18 protein-coding genes and 1 pseudogene are annotated in these 24,990 nt (G+C 47.3%); 7 read left to right on the top strand and 12 right to left on the bottom strand.

The genetic code is table 11. The annotated features are described in order from the left end of the window. Window positions 1–149: 149 nt before the first annotated feature. From C400_RS0116160 to C400_RS0116120, 9 genes and pseudogenes are all read right to left on the bottom strand, one after another. On the bottom strand, window positions 150–695 hold the full coding sequence (locus C400_RS0116160) for a glutathione peroxidase (RefSeq protein ID WP_016822135.1): 546 nt from the start codon (window positions 693–695) through the stop codon (window positions 150–152). Window positions 696–872: 177 nt separating this feature from the next. Next, complete coding sequence (locus C400_RS0116155) at window positions 873–1,145, bottom strand: hypothetical protein (RefSeq protein ID WP_013310628.1); 273 nt, start codon at window positions 1,143–1,145, stop codon at window positions 873–875. A 67-nt stretch (window positions 1,146–1,212) separates the two neighbouring features. Next, window positions 1,213–1,886 (bottom strand): annotated as a pseudogene (nth, locus tag C400_RS0116150) (endonuclease III). 213 nt (window positions 1,887–2,099) lie between these two features. Then, window positions 2,100–2,750, bottom strand: a complete 651-nt coding sequence (locus C400_RS0116145) for a GerMN domain-containing protein (RefSeq protein ID WP_016822137.1) — start codon at window positions 2,748–2,750, stop codon at window positions 2,100–2,102. A gap of 49 nt (window positions 2,751–2,799) precedes the next feature. Then, window positions 2,800–4,299 carry an N-acetylmuramoyl-L-alanine amidase family protein gene (locus C400_RS0116140; protein WP_017427585.1) on the bottom strand — a complete coding sequence of 500 codons (1,500 nt, stop codon included), beginning with the start codon at window positions 4,297–4,299 and terminating at the stop codon, window positions 2,800–2,802. 294 nt (window positions 4,300–4,593) lie between these two features. Then, window positions 4,594–6,171, bottom strand: coding sequence for an N-acetylmuramoyl-L-alanine amidase (locus C400_RS0116135; protein WP_017427584.1), 1,578 nt, complete (start codon window positions 6,169–6,171; stop codon window positions 4,594–4,596). A 231-nt stretch (window positions 6,172–6,402) separates the two neighbouring features. Continuing rightward, on the bottom strand, window positions 6,403–7,005 hold the full coding sequence (gene leuD, locus C400_RS0116130; RefSeq protein WP_017427583.1) for a 3-isopropylmalate dehydratase small subunit: 603 nt from the start codon (window positions 7,003–7,005) through the stop codon (window positions 6,403–6,405). A 21-nt stretch (window positions 7,006–7,026) separates the two neighbouring features. Beyond that, entirely contained in the window at window positions 7,027–8,451 is a 1,425-nt protein-coding gene (gene leuC / locus C400_RS0116125; protein WP_017427582.1) for a 3-isopropylmalate dehydratase large subunit, read from the bottom strand. Window positions 8,452–8,833: 382 nt separating this feature from the next. Next, entirely contained in the window at window positions 8,834–11,686 is a 2,853-nt protein-coding gene (locus C400_RS0116120; RefSeq protein ID WP_017427581.1) for an alpha-amylase family glycosyl hydrolase, read from the bottom strand. Window positions 11,687–12,195: 509 nt separating this feature from the next. On the opposite strand from C400_RS0116120, the gene C400_RS0116115 reads away from it, so the two are divergent. From C400_RS0116115 to hydF, 7 genes are all read left to right on the top strand, one after another. Next, window positions 12,196–12,561: a hypothetical protein gene (locus tag C400_RS0116115; RefSeq protein ID WP_013371601.1), complete on the top strand. Its 366-nt coding sequence runs from the start codon at window positions 12,196–12,198 to the stop codon at window positions 12,559–12,561. 129 nt (window positions 12,562–12,690) lie between these two features. After that, window positions 12,691–14,853: a formate dehydrogenase subunit alpha gene (gene fdhF, locus C400_RS0116110; protein ID WP_016822143.1), complete on the top strand. Its 2,163-nt coding sequence runs from the start codon at window positions 12,691–12,693 to the stop codon at window positions 14,851–14,853. 188 nt (window positions 14,854–15,041) lie between these two features. Beyond that, entirely contained in the window at window positions 15,042–15,479 is a 438-nt protein-coding gene (locus tag C400_RS28445; protein WP_269800346.1) for a 4Fe-4S dicluster domain-containing protein, read from the top strand. 32 nt (window positions 15,480–15,511) lie between these two features. Next, a complete protein-coding gene (locus C400_RS0116100; protein ID WP_231124939.1) occupies window positions 15,512–17,014 on the top strand; it encodes a [FeFe] hydrogenase, group A in 1,503 nt (500 codons plus the stop codon). Between the two features lie 69 nt (window positions 17,015–17,083). Beyond that, entirely contained in the window at window positions 17,084–17,674 is a 591-nt protein-coding gene (locus C400_RS0116095) for a 4Fe-4S dicluster domain-containing protein (protein ID WP_016822146.1), read from the top strand. A 1-nt stretch (window position 17,675) separates the two neighbouring features. Then, entirely contained in the window at window positions 17,676–19,124 is a 1,449-nt protein-coding gene (locus C400_RS0116090) for an aspartate ammonia-lyase (protein ID WP_026065462.1), read from the top strand. After that, entirely contained in the window at window positions 19,111–20,364 is a 1,254-nt protein-coding gene (hydF, locus tag C400_RS0116085) for a [FeFe] hydrogenase H-cluster maturation GTPase HydF (RefSeq protein ID WP_017427577.1), read from the top strand. Before C400_RS0116090 ends, hydF begins: the two co-directional genes overlap by 14 nt. Before the next feature lie 99 nt (window positions 20,365–20,463). On the opposite strand, the gene hydG is transcribed toward hydF, so the two are convergent. The 3 genes from hydG to C400_RS0116070 all read right to left on the bottom strand — a co-directional run bounded on the left by hydG (window position 20,464) and on the right by C400_RS0116070 (window position 24,849). Next, window positions 20,464–21,876, bottom strand: a complete 1,413-nt coding sequence (gene hydG, locus C400_RS0116080; RefSeq protein WP_017427576.1) for a [FeFe] hydrogenase H-cluster radical SAM maturase HydG — start codon at window positions 21,874–21,876, stop codon at window positions 20,464–20,466. A gap of 49 nt (window positions 21,877–21,925) precedes the next feature. Further along, complete coding sequence (gene hydE / locus C400_RS0116075; RefSeq protein WP_228552600.1) at window positions 21,926–22,978, bottom strand: [FeFe] hydrogenase H-cluster radical SAM maturase HydE; 1,053 nt, start codon at window positions 22,976–22,978, stop codon at window positions 21,926–21,928. Between the two features lie 254 nt (window positions 22,979–23,232). Beyond that, complete coding sequence (locus C400_RS0116070) at window positions 23,233–24,849, bottom strand: alkaline phosphatase (RefSeq protein ID WP_017427574.1); 1,617 nt, start codon at window positions 24,847–24,849, stop codon at window positions 23,233–23,235. Window positions 24,850–24,990 lie beyond the last annotated feature (141 nt).

Raw genomic sequence — 24,990 nt, 5'->3', positions numbered from 1 at the left:
GCTATATTGTAGCATTCCTAAGCCACTGTGAGAATCATCACATTAAAAAAAACTAAAAAAAAGCGCTCCCTGCCTGTACCTGGCTTTCGGGAACGCGTTCTTGTAAATGGCAAACCATAAGTTTATTTTATAATGTCCAAAACAGATCATTACAGTAATGCTTCAATATATTCTTCCATATCCAGAGGGTCTGTCGTTGCTTCAAATCGTTTGACCACTTTCCCGTTCCGATCAATCAGGAATTTTGTAAAATTCCATTTGATCGAATCTCCTGGTAAGTACTCAGGATGACGCTCATGAATTAAAGGAATAAGTATTTTGGCAACCGAATGTGTTTCATCAAGGCCCTCAAAGGGCAACGACGAAGCAAGATATGTAAACAACGGGTGAGCCTGCTCATCACGTACATTCACCTTTTGGAACATGGGGAATGCGACCCCATAATTCAGAGTACAAAATGTTTGCACACTTTCATTGGAATCCGGCTCTTGATCGGCAAATTGATTGCATGGGAACCCGAGAATCACCAAGCCTCTATCCTTATATTGATCATATAGACGCTGCAAATCCTGATATTGAAATGTAAAACCGCACTGGCTGGCCGTATTTACAATCAACACTACCTTATCTTTATAATCACTAAGGGTGATCTCCTTGCCGTTCATCGCAATGGCTGAATAATCATAAATGCTCATTTAAGAAACTCCTCTGAAAATGTAATTGAAGATTTCATATTTAAATATGTGAAATCATCCATATCCAGCGTTTTATGACAGTCTTCAAGGTTCGTGTAAATATGCGCCTGCGGGCTGGTTAGACCAGCCGAGCCGCCTATACCGGAACATGCAACGCATGTCGTCCGCTAATTACACTTAATTAGCTGCAGTCTCAAGTACTGGCAGCAAAATTTCAAATACTTGACCATGCTGTAAGATCGTAATTCCACGGGATTTATCCTTCATTACGACCACTTCTGGTTTTTGTGACATACGCTCCAGGTAATGCTCAGGTACATCACCAGAATGACTAACTGTGATTCCCTCTAGCTCGCGCTCTTCGTTTTCAGCAAACTCTGTTGTTACAATTTGCTCAAAAATATCGGAGAACGCCTCAAAATTATCTGTATATACCGAAATGCACTTCATTACTCTTCATCCTTTTCTACACATAAATGGTTAAACCCTCTATTACCTTTATAGGTCTTTCGGGTCTTTAAGCTCTACGTTTCTTATCTTTTCTGATAAGAGACGTTTTCATACGTTTCTTGCCTTCCCTGCACACATCCAGCAATGGACATACCTGACATTGAGGGTTTTGAGCTTTGCAATGGTAACGCCCGAAAAAAATGAGCCGGTGATGGGTCACAGACCATTCATCCTAGGTACCCTTTTCATCAGCTTTTTTTCCACCTCAAGCACTGAATCATCCCACCCGGCAAATCCGAGCCGTTTGGAAACGCGCTCTACATGCGTATCTACCGCAATAGCTGGTACATCAAAGGCAGTAGATACTACGACATTAGCCGTCTTGCGGCCAACACCGGGTAGCTTGACCAGTTGATCATGCTCCGAAGGTATCTCTCCCCCGTACTGGTCTATTAAAATCCGGCAGAGGTTATGAATATGCTTGGCCTTGTTTCGGTACAAGCCGATTCTACGAATATCCTGCTCCAGTTCCTCAAGAGGAACAGCCAAATAATCCTCAGGTGACTTGTATTTATGAAACAGGTCTGCCGTTACTTTATTGACCATCTGATCGGAGCATTGAGCAGACAATAACACGGCAATCGTTAATTCAAAAGCATTGTCATGGTTCAGCTCACAATGGGCATCCGGAAACATCGTACCGATGGTGTCCAATATATGACGTGCGGTTGCTGCATTCACGGAAATCCTACCTCCTAGCAAAAAAAACGTCTTGATACGGGATAGCCCGCATCAAGACGGTCACTCTAAATAATCATCCGGAAAGAAACGAATACTATTTGTGCATGACTGCCTGCATAGGCGAGAAATACACTCCTATATTATCATTATCTGTCACAGATTGCACGTGAAAAGTGTGTAAATTCTCAAGAAATTTTCATACAGTCTGATCGATTAGCGGCTCATTGGATGCTCCAAATCTACATGTCCCATTAAGGACTCCAGAGATTGACCATCTACGAGCAAATCCAGCGTTTTGACTTCCTTGAATTGGAACATCGTTTTCTTCAAAGCATCGATAGCCAATTCCTCGCCGCCAGCTCCCAATCGAGCCTCATCCGGCAGGGAAATATCAAAGGTTAATGCACCGTTATCCAATTTGATCTTATGCACGGTAATTTTCTCGGACCACAACGGAATCAGAGCAGAATCACCGCTCTTTTGTAGAGCTTCAAACGCTTTTTGGAATTTTTCCAGCTCGCTTGGATAGGTAATTTCCTTTTTCTGTTCTTTTAAGCCGTTCTCTTGTGTATCCGTGTAGTACACCGTGATCTGCTGTGTTTGACGATCTCCTGACTTTTCCGTGTCTGTCTTGGTCTTTGTAGGCTCCGTCGACGGAGATGCAGGTGTTTGACTCGCTCCATTATTTTCAGCAGACTGAGCTGATGGATCAGGGGTCGTCTGTTCGGGTGTACTATTTTGTGCAGCTGAAGTTTGTGTTTCCTGAGATGGAGTCGCAGGAGCCGATGTTTGCTTAGAGGCACACCCTGCACCTGCAATGGCAAACAGTGCCAGCAGACCTGCAATTACGATTTTTTTGTTCATATGTCTGTCCCCCTCCTTACTTGACGTTGGCAAGCGATTTGTTGAAGATTTATTTTACGTCGAGATACTCTGTGATTCCATCTGCAATCCCTTGAGCCACCCGGTTTTGAAAATCTTCATCAAACAGTGTTGCTTCCTCTTTTGCATTACTCAGATATCCTACTTCAAGCAAAACAGCTGGCATCGTCGTTTCCCGAATTACATGGAAATTCCCATAACGAATGCCTCGGTCTGTCAGACCCGTCGCAGGAGCAAAGTACTTATGCATAACGTTGGCGAACGCTTTGCTTGCACTACGCTGGTAATACGTCTCTGTGCCGTTGGAAGCTGAGCTACCGCTACTGTTAGCATGAATGGACACAAACACGTTGGCTTTAAGATTTTCAGCCACTTTTACGCGCTGTTTAAGCTCCAAAAATGTATCATCGCTACGTGTTAACACAACCTCAAGTTTGGGGTTTTGTTTTAATATGCTTTCTACTTTCAGGGCCATCGCCAGGTTGAAGGTCTTTTCATAATTTTTTCTCGAAATACCAACTGCCCCGGAATCTTTTGCTCCATGTCCAGCATCAATAACAACGACCTTTTTACCATTGCTGTTAACCGGGGATGTCTGTGTGTCATCAGGCTGTGACCCATCCGGTAACGTTGCATCTGGCGTTGTATTCACTGAATCCTTGGAGGCCAGATCGACGATAACACGATTCGATCCATCATTATATGCGGTATAATTCATGGCATGTTTCAAATCAATAACAACGCGCACCGTTGATGGTTCCTTTTGGAATAAAGCATATCGGATACCGGACACATCCGCTTCATTCTCAATGTCCAACGAACCATTTAAGTTGCTATCCAGCTTCTGCTGATCTCCGAAATTGTCTGCAAACGCAGTCGCTGGCAAATCTACCACTACCCGATCGGGGCCTGTCATCGTAAACGCTTTCGGCTTGACGGCACTCGCTGTTGTGATCGTTAAGCGGTTTTGGCTGAAACTGACTCCCTGCACCTGTGTCACACCTGAACTCGCATTATTGGTTGGCGCAGTTACACTTCCTGTACCTGTACTGTTATTTCCGGACTTGGGAGGTGTAAATTCCCCGTTTCCAGACCCACTACTGCGGGTATATAATTTTACGGACTTGGAGCTGCTGTCCCATTTTACGTCCAGTCCCATTTGCTCGCCGATAAAACGAAGCGGTACAAGGGCATAATTGGAACGCAGCAGAGGCGAAGCATCCAGACTAATGTCGCTTCCATTGACAGTCGCCGTCTTACTTCCGATTATCATTCGGATCGAGGTACTGTCCTTCTCAATCGTTATGGTTCGCGCCTGCTGCTTCCATGTCACGTCATATCCCAAATTTTCAGAAATTACGCGCAGCGGAACCATCGTACTTCCGCCAATTACTTGTGCCTTAGCACCACTAGGGACACTTAACTGTTGATCGTCGAGATAGATTTGTGTTCCACTCGAAGCCGCATGTCCATAACCCGGAACCGCCCACATGAAGACAAATAATAACAACAAAAAACCAAATTTCTTCATTCGTCACCCTTCCATTCATAATTTTTTTGCCACATGCTCCGGTGCGGCGACCTGATATACGCGCTTATGTAATATCAGACAACCTTATAGACGTTATCTCACACCAAAAGTTGCGAATATATTCCATCATAACAGAAATATACGTGCCAAAGAACTATTTTTGTCGAATTTTGACTAAAAATATGGACCATTCGCTTCCCGTCAAAAGTCACGGTCCGTAAAATTAAAAAAGCTACTTTTCACCCTCATGAATTTCCATCAAAAGGTAAAAATAGCTTATATCACAAGCCTTCTTTAGTTGAATGTTTCAGTTATTCCTGTGCCTGTTCCAAGGTACTCCTTAAGGCCATCGACAATACCTTCGGCAATCTTCTGCTGTGTTTCTTCTGTGAACATGGCCGCTTCATTAGACGGATTACTAAGGTAGCCACATTCCAACAGTACAGCAGGCATTTGTGATTTTCTTGTCACCACATGGTTTGCCACCTTAATGCCATTATCCTTAAACTCAGTTGCTGCTACAAGATGCTTATGCATGATCGTGGCCAGGCTTAAACTTTCCTGACGTGCATAATAGGTTTCAGACCCATTAGCTTTTCCGTTATTGGAGGTCGGCATACTGTTACCATGAATGGAAACAAACACGCTGGCCTGTTGATTATTAGCGAGCTGTGGCCGTTCATCCAGTGTAGGATACGTATCTCCATTGCGAGTCAATACAATTTGAATGTCAGGATCATTTTGGGCAAGCTGCTGGACCTTTAACGCTACAGCCAATGTAAATTCCTTCTCATGTCGTCCAGTCACACTGCCTGCTCCAGGGTCCTTACCACCATGTCCTGGATCAATTACGACGATTCGCCGTCCTTCGACATACGTTGGTGCTACTATCTCTGGATTCACACTACGTTCACGCAACTGAAGGGTGATATCGCCTACGCCATTAGTCGAAAGATCGTAATCACGTGTCTGATTCAAAGCAATGACAATACGTGCTCCTCCTTTTGTTCCATCTGCAGGAGCAAATCTGATTTCCTGTACATCCTCACTGTCACTAATTGTCAACGCCCGCGTGCCATCCTTGCGAACCGGGAACGACTGGAGAAGATCTGCCGACAGTGAAGCCTCCGGTAAATCTACAACTATACGGTCAGGTCCCGTCATTTTGGATACTTTAGGAGTTAGATCTTTGTTCAGAGAAATCTTTAGCGTTTCACTCTCAAAAGAAATGTTTTGTACAAGCACCGCATTTGCAGTGGTCTGTTCTACATTTTGCTCCTTGGATGATGTTGACGGTACGACTTCCGTATGCTTGTCTGCTTCAACTGGATTTATTGTCGTCGCTGTGGCTGTAGACGTTTTATTTGTGCTTTTTGGACTCTGTGTTGACGTTTGCGACGGTTGTTGGGATTGAGCCTGTTTATTCGCTTGTTGAGTTGCAGTCTTCTGACTGAGATTTACGGATTTATTTTCATTATTCCAATCCACCTTTAACCCCATTTGCTCCCCAACAAAACGCAATGGAACCATGGTCGAGCTGCCTCGCAGCACAGGTGGTGCATCCAAACTAACTGTTTTTCCGTTCACATCAGCCGATGTACGGCCTACATACATAGACATATCGGTACTGTTTTTTTGTATTGAAATTTTATAGGCTTGAGGTTCCCACTTAAACTGATATCCAAGCTGCTCCCCAACCACCCTGAGCGGTACCATGACTTTACCATTGACCATTTCAGGCTTGGCATCTGCAGGCGCTTCCACCCTTTTGCCATCCAAAAACAATTCTGCTCCAGCCGCATTCACATGAGGGGAGGACGGCCACAACCAAATCAAAATAGCCGCTAATATCACCCAACCATATTTCTTCATCCTCATTCCCCTAACTTATATATGTATTTTTTGTGCTACTTACAGACATAGTCCTTCAACCATTTTACATTTACAATACCATGATGAGTCGAACCGTCAACCCCTTATTTACCAATTTATTTTCTAAACATGATAAAAGCCCGCAGGCAAAAGAGTCGCCAGTACGGGCTGTTTGTCTATCAAATAAATCAACTATATTTCTTCATAATGAAGCTGGACTGGAGATGAACATTATGCTCCTTGTTTCGCAGCACGTTTTTGCTCATAAGCCAGAATTTCAGACTCATGCTGGAGGGTCAAGCCAATATCATCCAAGCCTTGCAGCAGGAATTGACGGCGATGTTCATCCAGATCAAATTCAATACGCAGACCGTAATCGTCAGTGATCGTTTTTTCATTCAGATCTACGTTTAATTGGTAATTATCATGCTTCGCCGTACGCTGGAACAAATCCTCTACTTGCTCTTCAGACAGCTTGATCGGCAAAATACCGTTTTTAAAACAGTTATTATAGAAGATATCCGCAAAAGACGGTGCGATTACACAACGGAACCCATAGTCCATGATTGCCCACGGCGCATGCTCACGGGAGGAGCCGCAACCAAAGTTGGCGCGAGAGATCAGAACAGATGCCCCTGCATAACGAGGCTTGTTCGGTTCAAATTCAGGATTAATATTGCCCGCTTCATCAAACCGCCACTCGTAGAACAAAAACTGCCCAAAGCCTGTGCGCTCGATTCGTTTCAAAAATTGCTTAGGAATAATAGCATCCGTATCCACGTTCACCCGATCCACAGGCGCTACAATTCCTTTTAAAGTTGTGAAAGCTTCCATCGTTAATTCCTCCTCCGTATCCTAGCGGACAACTTCTTCCTGCTTGAATTTCCAATCCCGTACATCGACAAAATGTCCATGAATCGCCGCAGCGGCTGCCATTGCTGGAGATACAAGGTGAGTACGTCCTCCGCGTCCCTGACGACCTTCAAAGTTGCGATTAGAAGTTGACGCACAACGCTGTCCCGGTTGAAGCACATCTGGATTCATCGCAAGACACATGCTGCAACCCGCTTCGCGCCATTCAAATCCTGCTTCTTGAAAAATGACGTCCAGTCCTTCTTCTTCAGCCTGAATCTTCACACGACCCGAACCTGGTACGACGATTGCCGTGACTTTGTCAGAAACCTTGTAGCCTTTGGCTACCTCGGCCGCAGCGCGCAAATCTTCAATCCGACCGTTGGTACAGGAGCCGATAAACACGTAGTCAATCGCAATATCCGTGATCGGTGTGCCTGGCTTCAAATCCATATATTCAAGCGCTTTTTCAGCTGCTTTACGTTCGTTTTCTGTCGGCAATTCTGCCGGAATCGGTACGGTTGAGGAAATATCTGTCCCCATACCCGGACTGGTGCCCCAGGTTACTTGTGGTATCAAAGCATCGACGTCAAACTCCAGTACGACATCAAACTCGGCGCCTTCATCGGTGACAAGTGCTTTCCACTCAGCAACTGCTTGCTCAAAAGCAGCTCCTTGCGGCACATGCTCGCGTCCACGCAAGTAGTTGAAGGTCGTTTCGTCCGGTGCAATCATACCTGCTCTGGCTCCGCCTTCAATGGACATGTTGCACACTGTCATGCGCTCTTCCATGCTCAACTCGCGGATGGACTCACCTGTGTACTCAATAACATAGCCTGTAGCGAAATCTGTACCGTATTTGGCGATGACACCCAAAATCATGTCCTTTGCCGTCACACCAGGTTTGCGACGCCCTACGAAACGAACTTCCATCGTTTTTGCTTTTGCTTGCTGGAGACATTGCGTTGCCAATACGTGCTCTACCTCACTGGTTCCGATACCAAAAGCGAGCGCTCCGAACGCCCCGTGTGTGGAGGTATGGCTATCACCACAAACAATCGTTTTTCCCGGATGAGTCAGACCCAGTTCAGGCCCCATAACGTGAACGACACCTTGATCCACCGTATCCAGATCATATAGTGTGACACCGAAATCGCGGCAATTTTGAGTTAATGTATCAATCTGCTGCTTGGAAATCGGGTCCGTAATGTTGTAACGATCTTTTGTCGGTACATTATGATCCATTGTGGCAAACGTGAGCTCTGGACGACGCACCTTGCGCCCGCTAAGACGTAGTCCTTCAAACGCCTGCGGCGAAGTTACCTCATGTACGAGGTGAAGATCAATGTACAAAATACTCGGCTTGCCCGCTTCCTGATAGATGACATGGTTATCCCAAATTTTCTCGAACATGGTCTTTTTACTCATCAATATTCACCCCTGTGTTTTTCGAACCTAGTGGAGAGAAGCTGTACGGCTCTCTCTTGGATGTCAACAATATACCACGACGTGTCTGATTGGTCTAAGATATGATATCTATAGAAGTGATAGTCTTGACCTATAAGCGTGCTGGAGAAAATATTGAGGCAGGGAGTGAAGTTGGTAGGATAGAAAAATATATCCCCCTAGTTTTCTAACCAACATTTGCCCCGAGAGCTATGTATCTTGGAAGATTAACACACCAAAGGCCGAAGGTTATTTTTCCTTTCGACCTTTGGTATGACTCTATTTTTATATCATTATAGTTTTCTGTTAAACCTTGAGATTCAGTGTTTCTCCATATCGTACAACGTCAACTTCCGCTGACAGTTTACTTCAAATAGGTTCCCGTTTCTCCAATTCCACCACTGCCATTCAATACATATACCCTTGCATTTCCTTTACCGGAGCAAGTTAAGGTGATTTTGCCATCCGTAACGGTTTTGGAATCACCGGTCACTGCATCCACATAGGTTCCGTTCGGAATCCCGGAAAATGTTGCATTTCCTGAAATGGTGACCAACGCAAAACTGTCAATGCCTTTGGCGCTGTCGGTATATCTTCTTTTAAACGCAAGATTGCCCGTTACATTCTCTGTAGAATACTGGCCTTTTTGCAAGGCAGGAACAGCTCTTCTAATTAAATTTAGCTGTCTGATATGTTTCGCCAGAGGATGGTTGAGTGATTCCGCAAGCGTGCCAGTAGCGTTTGTGTATTTGCCATAATCTTGTACCATAACACTGCCTTCTATGTGATCCCCGTAATAAGCCCGTCCCGTTTTGCTTAACGGTGCGTTTGGACCCGGATCAATGACTGCCCCCTTTTGAAATTCAATTTCGGAGCCATAGAAGATGGCGGGTATTCCGCGGAAGGTGAACATCAGGTCAAGATTCTCGGCCCAAGTATCTTGTGTGCCCGCAAATCTTTGATTTTCCGGAGCCTGATCAGGCGCATAGTCATGCGAGTCGACATAGGTTACATTCCACGTAGCATCATTATAGTATTGGTCGCCACTTCTCATATTAAAGGCTTCATGCGCGGTCTTGAATGCCCAATGCATCGGGAAATCAATCACATCCATGCCCGATTTCCTCGAATAGTCAGGTGTATGATAGGTATTGCCGATTAAGAAAGCATTGTTCGAGGTTGGCTGTCCTGCTGTAGTAGAGTTATCCGCCCACTCTTGTTCAACCGACATTTTATTAGAGGCATAGTCATTTTTCCCATCGCCCGGATACGATTTTGAAGCCTTCCAAGTATAGAATGGTGTTGAGATCGCTGGAATTCCGCTGTTCCAAACATCTCTGTACCGGGTGGCTACTTCTCCAAAAACATAGAAATCCGAGCCTCCTCTTGTCTTCCAGGCAGGAATATAGTATTTATTGAAAATATACCGGCTCACATGCTTCACGGTATCGACACGGAAAGCGTCCACACCCATGTCTATATAGTGATTGTAAGTATCAATTAAATATTTGTTAACTGCAGGGTTTTCTGTATTCAAATCCACGCAATCTCCCGCTATCTGACCAGTCTGAACAGTATAGGATTCCCAGGAAAGACTTTTCTCTGTATGGTAAATGTTATTGTTCGTTTCCGTATTCTTCATTAGAGCGAGCCTTGCCTGATACTGCTGATCGGGTGTCATGGAATCATAGTTTGGCGGCAGCTTATCCGTAGTTTTCACCAAGTTGTTACCGGTATCCGGTTTAGCCGGATCTTTCTTAAACATGGGGTACAGATTCTCTTCACCAAAATTGCCGGTATGATTGACGACGATGTCCTGAATGACCTTCAGCCCTTTGGCATGGGCTGCATTGATCAAATCCTGATAAGAAGCTCCCGCCGATTCATACCTTGGGTCTACTTTGGCAAAATTTATAGCATGGTAACCATGATAATCATAACCGCTGGCATTCTGCACAACAGGTGTAATCCAGATGGCACTAAATCCGAGGGCTTTGATATAATCGAGTTTCTGAATCAGCCCCTTAAAATCTCCTCTCCAAGCAGGGTCTGAATCTGGATTACGCGCCTTGGCATCATCCCATGCGTGCACATTGTTGCTTGGATCACCGTCATAGAACCGGGAAGTAATCACGAAGTAAATAGTGTCTTCCCGAAAATCACCTTTGTCTCCAATATTATAAACAAAGCTCTGTTTGGTTTGATTTCCAGCACCGTCTATAACAAGAAATTTTAATGTCGTGGTCTTGGAGATAAGGATGGATGGCCCGGTCAATCCGGCCAATGCGTTACCGAGGATGTAGACTTTTGAGCTTGTGGTCGGTTCCGTACCATCCTCCGTGTAGTATGCCTTGGTCGTTGCCGCCTTGTTATCTTTCAGGTTGAAGGATACAGTCACAGAGGAACCGGAATGCCCGGCAGGCAAATTCGCTGTGATTGTCGGAGCTTGCAGATCGGCATTCAGGTCAATTACATAATCGAAAGAGGATGCATTTCCGGTTTGACCGATTGAATTGACGGCGATGGCCTTGATAGTCAAAGAGGAAGCAACCTGAATTGGAGTGGTATACAAGGTCGAGGAGGTCGTAGGTGTCGAACCGTCTACCGTATAATAAATCTTGTCGCTACTGTTAGTGCTGGAAAGCGTTACCGTTTGAGCCGAATCGTATGTTTTCGGCACGGGAGAGATGGAAACCGCCGGAATTTTTGGAGTTTCCGGGTTGGCATCATACCATACATTATCCGTGTAATACCAACCCTCTTTCACACTGCGAGACAAGTCGGCCGTCTGTTTGCCACTACTGTCATTAAAAATGAGACTTGAGCCTGTCGCCTCGGCAATAGTATAGCTATACCAGTCGTTTCCGTCCGACTTCATCAGAATTCCTGGCCACGCCCCACTAATCGGAACGGTTGACGGATTCAAATTCCAGTAATGGATTCGAATTGTTGAATTCCAGTTTGAAGGCTTCTTAAAGTGAACCGTTAATCCGTTTTGAGTTGCTGTAGGTGTTGCTAAAGGTGCATATGTTGCACTAACGGTAGAAGTAGCAGCCGATGCGGTTGGCAATGGAAGAGCATTCACTGTGGAATTCATATAGGTTGCTGTATAATCTGTATTACTGGCCGAAGCACCACTAGGTAAACCGAAGAAGTTCAAGCAAAGCGACAATATAATCAACCAAGAAATAAAACTCCCTGTTTTTTTTCTTAGCAAGTTAACACCCTCCTGATAAAATTTAGTGGGTAAATCGTGCAACCGGTTGCATAAAAACAAAAAAAAAAGAAAGACACTTATTTGGATAAAATGAATCTATTGATCGCCTCCTCCGTGTTATGTAGGGAAAATAATCATTGTACGCGCTTACAAAACTAGCACTTAGAAAAGCCCATTTAAATACGGCTCAATAATACCCAATGATTTTTCCTTTTTTGATTATATCATCCATACTTTTCCTCGGTCAATGTATTTGCTAGTATGTAGATTTCCTCGCTCGCTAAATTCCCAGCACACCTATCTCCAATCTAAACTATGTAAAATTTTGGTTAGGTGTAATGAATTTCACATCTTTCCGGGTCAACCTGTTCTACCATAGAAGAGTGATACGCCGTGCTGGGCAGACCATTTTGGTTGGGACGTCTACTTCCTTTTCTAAATTAGCTACAGAGGCTGTCTGGCATGTGCGGCAAGTACGCCTTTATTTTGATTCGAAGCGGAGTGTCCAGATGTTGAATACCGAATTGGAATACCGTGAGCGCATCAGGAAGCTGGCCGTATGTATTGTCAAGCATTACCGAGGAAAAGGACCGGACAACGTTAAGGTTTCTCTCAACTCACCACTCCGAGTTACAGTAGAGATCCAGGGTACTTTGTCTAATCTGTCCGAAATTCTCGTTCATGAAGGCGCTGTGGAAAAGGTCAGTGATTACTGGAACGTCCTTCGTCCTTATCTGGAAAAGGAGTTTATGAGGGAAGCCGAAAAAACACTTGGCAGTCCCTTCACTTACACTTGGGAGGTCTGCCCCTCCGTCCATGGAGACGGACATATTATCATTACTCTTGAACTACAACACATACCCCGGTTGGATTAGCGGGAAGGAGATTATCTCCTCGCTCGCGGATAAGCCAGTACAGGATGCAGCGTGAAGCGGCATTTTTGTATTGGCTTTTTTTCATGTTACGAGTTTCATCTATTTCATATAAAAAGAGGTGCTGCACACATGGCAGACAAGGTATTAACAGTATGTCCTTACTGCGGAAGCGGTTGTCAGCTTCATTTGCTAGTGGACAAAGGACAGGTAATTGGCGCAGAGCCGGCTAATGGTCGTACAAATGAAGGAACATTGTGTTTGAAAGGACATTATGGGTGGGATTTTCTGAATGATCCACAGATTCTGACTGCACGCTTGCGCAAGCCCATGATTCGCAAAAATGGAGTCATGGAGGAAGTGGAGTGGAATGAAGCCATTCAGTATACTGCCGAACGACTGTCAGCAATTAAGGAAAAGTATGGTCCTGACTCTATCATGGGGACGGGCTCCGCACGCGGTCCGGGAAATGAAGCCAATTATGTCATGCAAAAATTCATGCGGGCAGTCATTGGCACCAACAATATTGATCATTGCGCTCGTGTATGCCACGGCCCTTCTGTAGCAGGTTTGACTTACTCGCTCGGGGACGGGGCTATGTCCAACTCTATTCCTGAAATTGAACACTCTGATCTCATATTCGTATTTGGATACAACGCGCCCGAAACGCATCCAATCGTCGCAAGACGCATCGTAGCAGCCAAGCAACGAGGTGCCAAAATTATTGTATGTGATCCACGCATGACTGAAACGGGCCGCATTTCAGATATGTGGCTACCTCTAAAAGGCGGCTCGAACATGGCTTTGGTGAACGCTTTTGGTCATGTGCTAGTGCATGAAGGGCTGTATGACAAAAGATATGTGGAAGCAAACACAGAAGGCTTTGCCGAATACGTAGATAGCATTAAAAAATATACGCCCGAATATGCAGAAGGCATCACAGGTGTCAAGGCGGCTGACATTCGGGCGGCTATGAGGGAATATGCCAAGGCTCCTACCGCTACAATTCTGTACGGAATGGGCGTATGTCAATTTTCACAGGCTGTTGATGTGGTAAAAGGGCTTGCTTCCCTTGCCCTACTGACCGGAAATCTGGGCAAGCCAAATGTAGGTATTGGACCTGTACGTGGACAAAACAATGTTCAGGGCTCCTGCGACATGGGTGCATTACCTAATGTGTATCCTGGTTACCAGGATGTCATTGACACCGCAGTTCGCAAAAAGTTTGAAAAAGCATGGGGTGTTGAGCTACCGCGTAAAAAAGGATATTCACTTACAGAAGTACCGCATCTCATCCTGAAAGAGAACAAGCTGAAGGCTTATTATATTTTCGGCGAAGACCCTGTACAGAGTGATCCGAACGCTGCCGAGCTGCGTGAAGCGCTAGAACAATTGGAATTTGTCGTGGTGCAGGATATTTTCATGAACAAAACGGCGCTGCATGCGGATGTCATCCTCCCTTCTACCTCTTGGGGCGAGCATGACGGGGTGTATTCTTCGGCAGATCGGGGCTTTCAGCGTATCCGTAAGGCCGTCGAGCCGCAAGGTGATGTAAAGCCTGACTGGGCCATCATTAGTGAGGTTGCTACCGCCATGGGCTACCCTATGTCCTATGCGAACACAGAGGAAATTTGGGATGAAATGCGAAGCCTCAGTCCTTTATTCGCTGGTGCCAGCTACCAGAAAATGGAGGAACAGGGCGGCGTGCAATGGCCCTGCCCTACAGAGGATCATCCAGGTACACCGTATTTGTACAAAGGCAATCAATTTTCCACACCTAGTGGTAAAGGACGATTATTCGCCTGCGAATGGCGTCCGCCGCAAGAACAGCCGGATGCAAAATTCCCGCTTGTCTTATCTACAGTCCGTGAGGTAGGCCATTATTCGGTGCGTACGATGACTGGGAATTGCCGTGCATTACGCCAGTTGTCTGATGAGCCTGGATTTATTCAGATTAGCCCAGAAGACGGAGCAGATCTGAATATTCTGGATGGCGAAATTGTTGCCATCTCCTCCCGTCGGGGACGCATCATGGCGCGGGCACAAATTAGCGACCGTGTGCAACAAGGTGCGACCTACATGACCTATCACTGGTGGGTCGGAGCATGTAACGAGTTAACCGCCGATTTTCTCGATCCGGTATCCAAAACCCCAGAATTGAAATACTGCGCCATCCGGTTGGAACGGATTGCCGACCAAGCGCAGGCTGAACGTGATGTGCATGAATCGTACCAAAAGATTCGCAGACAGATGAACGTCCAGGAAGCCGTTCTAGCTGACAAGGTGACAAGATGAGCGGCGTACGAAACACGTTAAACCATTCGACGAGCAGAATGGGTTCAGCCAATAGAACAAGTGCTGTTGCCTCCTCTTTCGTCGTTGCGGATGGCGGGCAATGTATTGGCTGCAAAGCCTGCGAACTGGCGTGCTTTGCCGTTCACGGTCAGGCGAGTGGCATAGGCGCTTCGATCGGAACCGTCAGCGTGCCTGTGGTGCCCAAGGTGTATGTGGTGCGAGCTGGGGATACGTACGTGCCAGTGCAATGCCGGCATTGTGAGAATGCCCCCTGTGCACATGCCTGCCCGGTGCAGGCCATTCGTCAGGAGGACGGCGTAGTCATGATTGATGAGGAACGATGCATCGGCTGCACCTCCTGTGTATTGGCCTGCCCCTTCGGGGCAATCGAGGTGTCTCCAGTCTATCGAGCCGGGCACGTTATCACGCAGTCCGGCCTGACTCACCGTGCAAATCGAACCGCGCTTCCCCGCACTGCGGCAAGCAAATGCGATCTGTGCGCGGAAACAGAGAACGGACAGCCTGCTTGTGTAGAAGCCTGTCCAAATCATGTGCTACGGCTGGCCAATGGTATATCCGACTCGCCTCCAGAGCCTCGGCGGGAAGTCTTTTTCCCACGCCTGTAAGGTCAAAATCAGCCGCAGAAAGGTAGAAAAACATGTCAACAACAGACAAGATCTCTTCGCCTCCTTGTATGAGGACGTCTGATTCTACAGACCCCGTCATTCATATTGACCCAACGCTCTGCACTGGATGCAGACGCTGTGCGGGTGTTTGTCCGGTAGATGCCATAGAGGGACTGCCTGGAGAACCTCAAACCGTGAACGCAGACCGCTGTGTTATTTGCGGTCAATGTGTGCAAATATGCAGCGTGTACGCCTCAGATTGGGCAGATTCATCTCCACAGGCAGCCGCCATCAGACGACAGGAACGTATACGTGAACGCGATATGCCTGCCGACATCGGCGAACCGCTATTTGCTGCCTATTATAGCTATAACCTGAATAAGGTAGCTGACATGATGAAGAAGCCAGGACAGCTTCGAATCGTGCAGTGCGCCCCAGCCATTCGCGTGTCACTCGCAGAGGAATTTGGTATGCCGTTTGGTACCCTGACGCCCGGCAAAATGGCAGCTGCCCTTCGTCGTCTCGGCTTCGATCGAGTATATGATACGAATTTCGGAGCTGACGTAACCATCATGGAAGAAGGCACTGAGCTGATTCGCCGCGTAACCGAGGGTGGACCGTTACCGATGTTCACATCCTGCTGTCCAGCTTGGGTCCGTTTTGCCGAGATTGAATACCCCGATCTGCTAGACCATCTATCCAGTTGCAAATCGCCAATGCAAATGGTGGGAGCGCTGATCAAGACCTATGGTGCACAGCTGGATGAGGTGGAACCTGCGAATATTTACAGCGTCGCGATCATGCCATGTACCTGCAAACAATTTGAATGCGATCGTCCCGAAATGGAATCCGACGGTTATCGTGATGTGGATGAGGTGCTGACCACGCGTGAGCTGGCATACTGGATCAAGCAGCGCGGCATTGATTTTATGAACCTGCCTGATGAAGAATTTGATGCACCGCTAGGACAATATTCAGGCGCAGGCACTATTTTTGGGGTAACTGGAGGAGTTATGGAAGCTGCCATCCGCACAGGCTATGAGCTGCTGACGAATGAGAAGCTGCCCAAGCTCCAGCTGGATTTTGTCCGTGGCGAGGAAGGCATTCGAGTAGCAGAGGTACAGGTGGGCGAGCTGCAGCTCAAGGTGGCAGTCGTTGCTGGGCTCCAACATGCCTACCAACTCCTGGATCGTGTGCAGGCGGGTGAATGTGATTATCATTTTATTGAGGTCATGGGCTGTCCAGCCGGCTGTATCAGCGGAGGAGGGCAACCCAAGCTCATGTTGGAAAAACAAAAAATCGAGGCTTATCGTGCGCGTAAATCGTCCATCTACGGACATGATGCTGCATCTCAGGTGCGCAAATCGCATGAGAATCCTTTTATCATCAAGCTGTACGATGAATTTCTGGGTGAGCCGCTAGGTCATGTATCGCACCATCTGCTGCACACGACCTTCCAAAAGCGTGGACCCGGCAAGCAGAGCCGTAGCAATGATATGCCCGTCAAAGGGCATAACGATTATTCCATTCATTAGTACGCTCAACACATAAGTATGATCATTAGAAATTATATTTTGCTGTTAGTTAGAGAGGAGTCGAGTTGTATGAATCGCTTTGTTTTAGCTGATCCCGATCAGTGTATCGGCTGTCGCACCTGTGAAATCGCCTGTGTTATCGCACATTCGCCGGAGAACCCTTTTATCTCGCCAGATGACGAGTTTCATTTTCACCCTCGCCTACAGGTGATCAAATCATTCGGAGTCACTGCACCTGTTCAGTGTCGTCACTGTGAGGATGCTCCATGTGCTAATGCCTGTCCGAACGGCTCCATTACGAACGCAGACGGCTGCATTCTTATTAATAGCGAAAGCTGCATTGGCTGTAAAACCTGTATGATCGCCTGCCCTTACGGTGCAATTACCATGGTGCCTCAATACAGAGATGGACAGCCGGTCGTGCAAGACGGACTGTACACCAATGTGTCGGGTCGTTTGCAACCTAAAGAACGCATGATTGCCAGCAAATGTGATTTGTGCGAAGGTGTGGACGGCGGACCGGCCTGTATTGGAAAATGTCCAACTCAAGCCCTCAAGCTGGTCGAGCCAGATCTGGTTCATGCCCGGGTTGAGGAAAAACGAGCTGCAAGTGCACGTCAGCTGCTGCATATGACACGCATTCCGGCGACGGGTCTATAACATGACTCCGTCTTCTCCTCTGGTCAAAGTTATGCGGACCGAACGGGATGCACTAGGAGACATGGAAATTCCTATGGATGCCTTGTACGGTATTCATACCGCACGTGCGATGAACAATTTTGCAGTCAGCGGCAGGCCCGTGAACAGGAATCTGATTCACGCTCTTGTGTTGGTAAAAAAAACCGCCGCTCAAGTGAATGGTGAGCAGACCCGGTTGTCTGCCCACCGGGTCTCTGCCATTGTAAATGCCTGCGATGAATTACTCGCAGGACGGCATCAAGATATGTTTACCGTGGATGCCATGCAAGGCGGCGCAGGCACCAGTACCCATATGAACGTAAATGAGGTCATTGCTAATTTGGCCATCGTACAGCTGGGGGGGCAGCCAGGACAATATGAGCTTGTACATCCGCTGGATGATGTGAACTGCTGCCAATCTACGAATGATGTATATCCCACGGCGCTACGAATTGCAGCGATACGCCTGCTGCGCCCTTTGTGTGACACGATGTCTTCGTTACAAAATGCTTTACAGCAAAAAGAAATAGAATATGCCGACCTGCTCAAGCTAGGTCGCACACAGCTAATGGATGCCCTGCCTATGATGGCCGGGCAAGGCTTTGGCGCCTACGCAAAAGCTATAGGGCGTGACCGTTGGCGCCTCTATAAAGCCGAAGAGCGGCTACGAGAAATCCCTATTGGAGGCACGGCGATTGGCACAGGTATGAATGCACCTCGGGCTTACAGCTACCGGATGGTCGAAAAGCTGGCGGACGAGACTGGATTAGGGCTATGCCGTAGCGACCACCCCATGGATCCGATTCAAAATATGGATGTCTTCGTGGAGGTGTCAGGTCTACTTAAATCCGCCGCGGTAAATCTGCTCAAAATATCTAGCGATTTTCGTCTGCTGGCCTCTGGTCCTTTCGGTGGTATCGGTGAATACCTGCTGCCCCCAGTCCAAGCTGGTTCCTCCATTATGCCTGGCAAGCTCAATCCGGTAATGGCTGAAATGGCCGGATTGACAGCGATGCGTGTGATGGCCGAAGATGCGGCTATCACGATGGCTGCTGCCTCTGGACAGCTGGAGCTGAACGCGTTCCTGCCGTTGATTGCCGAATCGCTGCTGGAATCGCTGCATATTCTCACCAATGCCGTTCAACTGTTCGAGGAACGGTGTGTGCGCGGTCTGATCGTACAGGAGGAACGCTGCTCTGCTAATCTGCATAGCTCAGCTGTGATGGCCTCCGCGCTGGTCGCTGAGCTTGGCTATGATGAAGCTACTTCCATTGCATCAGCAGCCATTGCACAGGGTCGCACACCAGAGGATATTGCAGAGGATCGCGGTCAGCTGACCCGTGCGCGGATTGACCAATTGTGCCATCCCTATACCGTAACCAAGCCCGGAATTCCGGGGCAGGAAGAAGGAACTCACCATGGGAATGAATGATACCCCAAGAAGTAACCGACCACATATCGTTCTGCTTGGTCGCCGAAATGCAGGCAAATCCAGCATTCTGAACGCCTTGACCGGCCAGCCCGCCGCTGTGGTATCACCTATAGGAGGAACGACTACGGACCCCGTTTTCAAGCCGATGGAGCTACTTCCTGTGGGTCCCATTGTTCTGGTGGATACCGCCGGACTGGACGATGAGGGTGAGATCGGGGAGCTGCGCCGCAACAAAACGCTAGAAATACTTAATAGTACAGACTTGGCTCTGCTGGTCATCGACGCCACTGTTGGAGTCGGACCATTCGAGTACGAGCTGCTCGAAAAGCTACGCACCAAAAAGATTCCTGTCATTGGTGTACTGAATAAATTAGATACCCTTGCTGAATCAGATCCAATGGCAGCAACGCTGGAGACCGAATTGAATCTCGCACTGATTCCTTTCAGTGCATCTATGCTCCGGGGTGACGCAGAACTGAAAAAGGCCATCACAAATACACTCCCCCAAAACGAAGATCGCTTCCGTATCGTAGGTGACCTGTTGTCACCCGGCGATCTGGTCGTGCTGGTGGTTCCCATCGATAAAGCGGCACCAAAGGGGCGATTGATTCTGCCGCAGCAGCAAACGATCCGTGATACGCTAGAGAGCGATGCCATCGCTGTCGTGACCAAAGAGCATGAGCTACGTTTGACGCTGGAGCGACTGGGACGCAAGCCCAGCCTGGTCATTACCGATTCACAGGTCTTTATGAAAGTTGCGGCCGACACGCCCAAGGATATACCACTTACCTCTTTCTCCATTCTGTTTGCCCGTCACAAAGGCGATCTGGACGAACTGGTGCGAGGTGCAAGAGCCATTGAACGTCTCAAGGATGGAGACCGTGTACTCATTGCCGAAGCCTGTACTCATCAATGCCAATCTGACGATATTGGTCGAGTGAAAATTCCACGTTGGCTCCGTCAAACGATAGGTAAACGCCTCATTATTGAGCATGCATCCGGCTCCAGCTTTCCTGATGATTTGAGTGAATATGCATTGGTTATTCATTGCGGTGCCTGTATGCTCAATCGGCGTACAATGCTTCACCGAATGTCTGAAACGAAAGCGGCCGGCGTGCCGATTGTGAACTATGGTGTGTTTATCGCTTATGTCCAGGGGGTCTTCCCCCGGGCTATTGAATGCTTTCCATCTGCTATGCTGGCCTGGGAGCAAGCCGCTAAAGCAGGAAGTTATTCTTAAAATCTCGTCATTAATATTCTTTTCTCTAGACATACAAAAGCAGCCGCGCTGATTCCAACGCGACTGCTTTTTATTTTCAAATGCTATTATTATCAATTGCTAAAAATACAAATCGCGCTCGCCTGCTTCTAATCGTTCAAGTCTGTCAAGCGTCAAACGGCGCGTTGATTCACGTGGTATACGCTCCAGATTTTCACGCAGAGCAGCAGCTCCCAATTCACGTGCTTCCTCATCCCCATAATCCAGCAGATATTCTTGGAAGGTCAGCAGCGAATTCGGCTGGCACACATTGTGAATTTGTCCGGATTTGGCAAGTTCCATGAAGCGATCTCCGGTTCGTCCCTCACGGTAGCAAGCTGTACAGTAGCTTGGCATATATCCGCCACGGCACAAACTTTTAATAATTTCCGATGGAGAGCGATGGTCTCCCACCTCAAATTGAGGCTTATCTTCCGTCTCCTGTTTTGCATAGGCGCCTACGCCTGTAGCTGATCCAGCACTAATCTGTGACACGCCTAAACCAATGACACGGTCTCTATATTCCGGCTCCTCGCGCGTAGACAGGATCATCCCAGCATAAGGGACAGCCAGTCGAAGAACGGATACAATTTTCATAAAATCATCATCGTTGACCAGGTACGGATACCGCTCCAGGTCTACATTTTCAGCCGGACGCAATCGTGGAACCGAGACCGTGTGAGGCCCGCAGCCAAAGGTTTCTTCCAAGTGTTCGGCATGTTTCAGCATGGCTACAGTTTCATAGCGGAAATCATACAAGCCATACAACACACCGATCCCCACATCATCTATTCCCGCACGCATGGCCCGATCCATTGCGGTGGTATGCCAATCATAATCCCGTTTGGGTCCCTGCAGATGAAATTTGCGATAGCTCTCCCGATGATACGTTTCCTGAAATAGAATATACGTACCAATACCTACCTCTGCCAGCTTCCGATAGTCCTCCTCGGTTGTGGATGCAATATTCACATTAATCCGCCGAATGCTGCCGTTATCTACCTTGACCTCATAGATCTGGCGCAGACAATCGACGATATAATCAATGGGACAATGGACTGGGTCTTCCCCCGCTTCCAGTACGAGTCGCTTGTGTCCCAATTCTTGAAGTACTTTTACCTCCTCCACCAATTCCTCCGGTGTCAGGCGGCTACGCGTAAAGCTATCATTGGTATGCTTATACCCACAATATTCGCAGTTATTAACGCAGTGGTTGCTTACATATAAAGGAGCGAACAGCACAATCCGGTTGCCATAAATCTGCTCTTTGACGGCCCGCGAAGATTTGAACATCTCTTCCAATAATTCAGGATCATCTACATGCAAAAGAGCCGCCGCTTCACTTGCTTTCAGCCCGCGGCAGGCTCTACCCTTTTCTAAAATTTCCAAAATGCGTTGTCGATTTGTTGCCTCTTGTTTCCCCTGCTCCACTGCGGCCATTATCTCTGCTTCATTAATAAAATCTGCCGACACTTTCTCCCGTACTCCACTCACGTATACCCATCTCCTTATTTATGGTTACTGCAATGTTTCCGTCACGTTCTCACACGGTCCCCTGTCTCATAAGCTGTCGTTGCACTCTCAAACTATCGCCGCGCCCCATATCGACTTCAAATCCCGCTCCACGGATTCGCAGCTCCAAGCAATGTCTACATTGGGCAGACTCATCGCCCAAACATATTTTATTCTCATAAATCGCATACTTAGGCCTCACCGCCAGTGGCGACAAATTAGGCATCACCACATTCGCTCCCGCCTGAAGCGCCTTCTCCCTTCCCTGGGGATGAATCGTCCCCATGGCCGTGGATGCCGGAATAAGCGCATCTGGAACGAGCAACCGGGATAATGAAATGATATCAAGTGCCTTTTCCATGCTCCCCTGGCTGGCCTCACGAAGCGGCGTATTGCTATGTGGTAAAAAGGGGCCAATCCCGATCATATCTGGCGACAGGCTATGCAAATAGACCAAATCATCTGCTAATTCACTGTTCGTTTGTCCCGGCAATCCCACCATACATCCAGCCCCGATCTGAAAGCCGATCCGTTGCAAAACCAGCAGCCGGCTACGTCTGCTTTCGATCGTCATCGTCGGATGCAGCTTGGCGTACAAACTGGGTGAAGCTGTCTCATGCCGGAGCAAAAAACGGTCCGCGCCCGCCTCGTATAGTTGCTCATAAGTTTCGTCATCCCGTTCACCGATGGACAATGTAACCGCCACATCTGCAAAACGGCTTTTAATTTCCCGAATTAGTTTCGTCAGCCGGGCAGCCGTAAACCAGTAATCTTCCCCACTTTGCAAAACAAAGGTCCGATAACCCAGTTCATACCCCTCCGCGCAGCAGGCCAGAATTTCTTCCGGCTGCAAACGGTAACGGTCTGCCTGTTTATTCGAAGCACGCAGCCCACAGTACATGCAATCCTGACGACATATACTTGAGAATTCAATTAATCCTCGTAAAAAAACACCTTTGCCATAACGCTCCAATTTGGTGCGAGCTGCCAGTTGGCGCAGTTGTGCTCGTAGCGTCGGCTCACTATCCAGACGTGTCAGCAGCTCCGTCATTTCCGTATGCGTCCATTCCTTGCCATCAGCCAGACGCAGTAATAATTCGTCCGTGACTCATCCCTTCTTCCCTCGTCCATCCGGACTTTACATCATCAGTGGCTTATATCGTACATGTATTATTCTAGCAACATCAGAGAGAATATAACGTGACTAGTTTCACAAAAAATCCCATTTTCTGAAAACCAATTTCATTCTCACCTTAAAAACTACATATTCATCTCTACACACAAAAAAAGCTGTTCCTCCGTTATGGAAGAAACAGCTTCTCTCGATAGGTCTATTTATCACTGAATCAAATCAATCGCCTGCTGGGGTACAAAATAATCAACGCCGTTAAATACGACTACACCGTTGAGCGTAGAATTTTTACCATTCAGTGTAGCAATATTTTTGTATACTGGAAGCTCCAGCTTGTTACTGCCTTTGGTCACCGTAATGACTTTCGTGTCCGCAGTAAACTTGGCTCCTTTAGCTTCAAAAGCGGCTTTTGCAGGAACAAACAGTTGCTTGCTGACTGTATCCAAATCCAGTCCAAGTACACGTGTCATATACTTATTTACATCTGTATTGTCGATGACACCGGATGGACGGTCACCGTTCGGCGCGTACGTGTACAACACGACATCACCTCCTGTGTGTCCACCTGTAGTCCAGCCAATATTGGCGCGTTTGCTAATAATTGGTCCGACGGCATAGTTCATGCTGCCTTCTTTGACATCTTTAATTGTTTTTACTTCTTCGTCTGACAAATCGGTGATGCCAAAATACGTGGAAAGCACCTCTTTAATATTGCTGCGATCTGCATTCAGCTTGGCTTCCAAGCCTTCACCCGTCAGCTTCGCTTTTTTCAATGGATCTATAAAAGAAGCTAAAGGCGTTTTGTCATAATTGCTAGTTGTATCACTGCTACCAATCGTCAATCCACCGTTTCCGTGGTCTGTCACTGCTACGACGACAGTATTTTGGTTTTGCTTGGCGTAATCAAGAGCAACCTTCACTGCATCGTCAAATGAAAGCACGTCACTAATAATTCCCGTTGGATCATTAGCATGTGCAGCCCAATCCACTTTACTGCCCTCTACCATTAAGAAAAAGCCTTTATCATTTTTGGATAACACATCAATGGCTTTCGTTGTCATTTCTGCCAAGCTAGGTTCCTTCGATGCATCGCGATCCAGGTCATATGCAAGAGCTTCAGGAGAAAAGCTGCCCCAGAGCTTGCTGGAGGTCGAATTTTTCAGCCCTTCAGGTGTTGTGACAAAATCATAGCCCTGGTCTTTAATTTGAGCAATTAAATCTTGGCCGTCCTTACGCCCTGCTGGCTCCAAAAACTTGCCGCCTCCACCTAACACAACGTCAACTCCGTTGTAGGCTTGTTGCATGCTGAGTGCATCATAATTTTTGCGGTCAGGATAATGCGCGGTAAAATCAGCTGGTGTCGCATGCATAATCTCCGAAGTAGCAATAATTCCGGTCGATTTCCCTGCTAGCTTGGAAGCCTCCAGAATGGAAGCTACAGGCTTTTTGGCGTCACCTGCTGCGATCGGTTGCTGTCCGGGCATCGTTGCTTCGTCTGGAAGAACGCCTACATACCCAGTATGTGATTTATGTCCTGTGGCAAAAGCTGTACCCGCCGGAGCAGAATCGGCAATCGGTGCATCCGCAGAATGTGTACGCACCATCCCGCTTGCCATGCTGTCTAACGTTAAGGATGATCCTTTATACCATCTAGCCAATGCAGTAGCGTCATTAGCCATACCGTCTGGAATCAGAATAATTACATTTTTAATTGTCGTGTCCTTCTCGACTGCCATCGCTGTCCCGCCGCTTACGGTTAGCATCATCGTCGCTAGGAGTGCAGCTACCGATTTTTTCGTATGTATCCCCCAACATTTTAGCATTCATTTTCCTCCCAGACCTTTTTTTTTGTACAACCAGAACTAAGATTAATTATGTTTTATCAGGAGAATGTTAAGGGAATTAATTATCTATATTAAAAGACTCTATTTGTGAATAAACGCTTCATCTTATATAAAACTTGT

It is taken from the genome of Paenibacillus sp. ICGEB2008 (assembly GCF_000307675.1).
Classification (GTDB): Bacteria; Bacillota; Bacilli; order Paenibacillales; family Paenibacillaceae; genus Paenibacillus; species Paenibacillus polymyxa.
Note: the sequence above shows the minus strand (reverse complement) of the source record. Positions and strands in the feature narration are given on the sequence as shown.

Coding starts and splice junctions, on each gene's coding strand:
- C400_RS0116160 (WP_016822135.1), bottom strand. CDS start 695: ATGAGCATTTATGATTATTCAGCCATTGCGATGAACGGCAAGGAGATC.
- C400_RS0116155 (WP_013310628.1), bottom strand. CDS start 1,145: ATGAAGTGCATTTCGGTATATACAGATAATTTTGAGGCGTTCTCCGAT.
- C400_RS0116145 (WP_016822137.1), bottom strand. CDS start 2,750: ATGAACAAAAAAATCGTAATTGCAGGTCTGCTGGCACTGTTTGCCATT.
- C400_RS0116140 (WP_017427585.1), bottom strand. CDS start 4,299: ATGAAGAAATTTGGTTTTTTGTTGTTATTATTTGTCTTCATGTGGGCG.
- C400_RS0116135 (WP_017427584.1), bottom strand. CDS start 6,171: ATGAAGAAATATGGTTGGGTGATATTAGCGGCTATTTTGATTTGGTTG.
- leuD (WP_017427583.1), bottom strand. CDS start 7,005: ATGGAAGCTTTCACAACTTTAAAAGGAATTGTAGCGCCTGTGGATCGG.
- leuC (WP_017427582.1), bottom strand. CDS start 8,451: ATGAGTAAAAAGACCATGTTCGAGAAAATTTGGGATAACCATGTCATC.
- C400_RS0116115 (WP_013371601.1), top strand. CDS start 12,196: ATGTTGAATACCGAATTGGAATACCGTGAGCGCATCAGGAAGCTGGCC.
- fdhF (WP_016822143.1), top strand. CDS start 12,691: ATGGCAGACAAGGTATTAACAGTATGTCCTTACTGCGGAAGCGGTTGT.
- C400_RS0116100 (WP_231124939.1), top strand. CDS start 15,512: ATGTCAACAACAGACAAGATCTCTTCGCCTCCTTGTATGAGGACGTCT.
- C400_RS0116095 (WP_016822146.1), top strand. CDS start 17,084: ATGAATCGCTTTGTTTTAGCTGATCCCGATCAGTGTATCGGCTGTCGC.
- C400_RS0116090 (WP_026065462.1), top strand. CDS start 17,676: ATGACTCCGTCTTCTCCTCTGGTCAAAGTTATGCGGACCGAACGGGAT.
- hydF (WP_017427577.1), top strand. CDS start 19,111: ATGGGAATGAATGATACCCCAAGAAGTAACCGACCACATATCGTTCTG.
- C400_RS0116070 (WP_017427574.1), bottom strand. CDS start 24,849: ATGCTAAAATGTTGGGGGATACATACGAAAAAATCGGTAGCTGCACTC.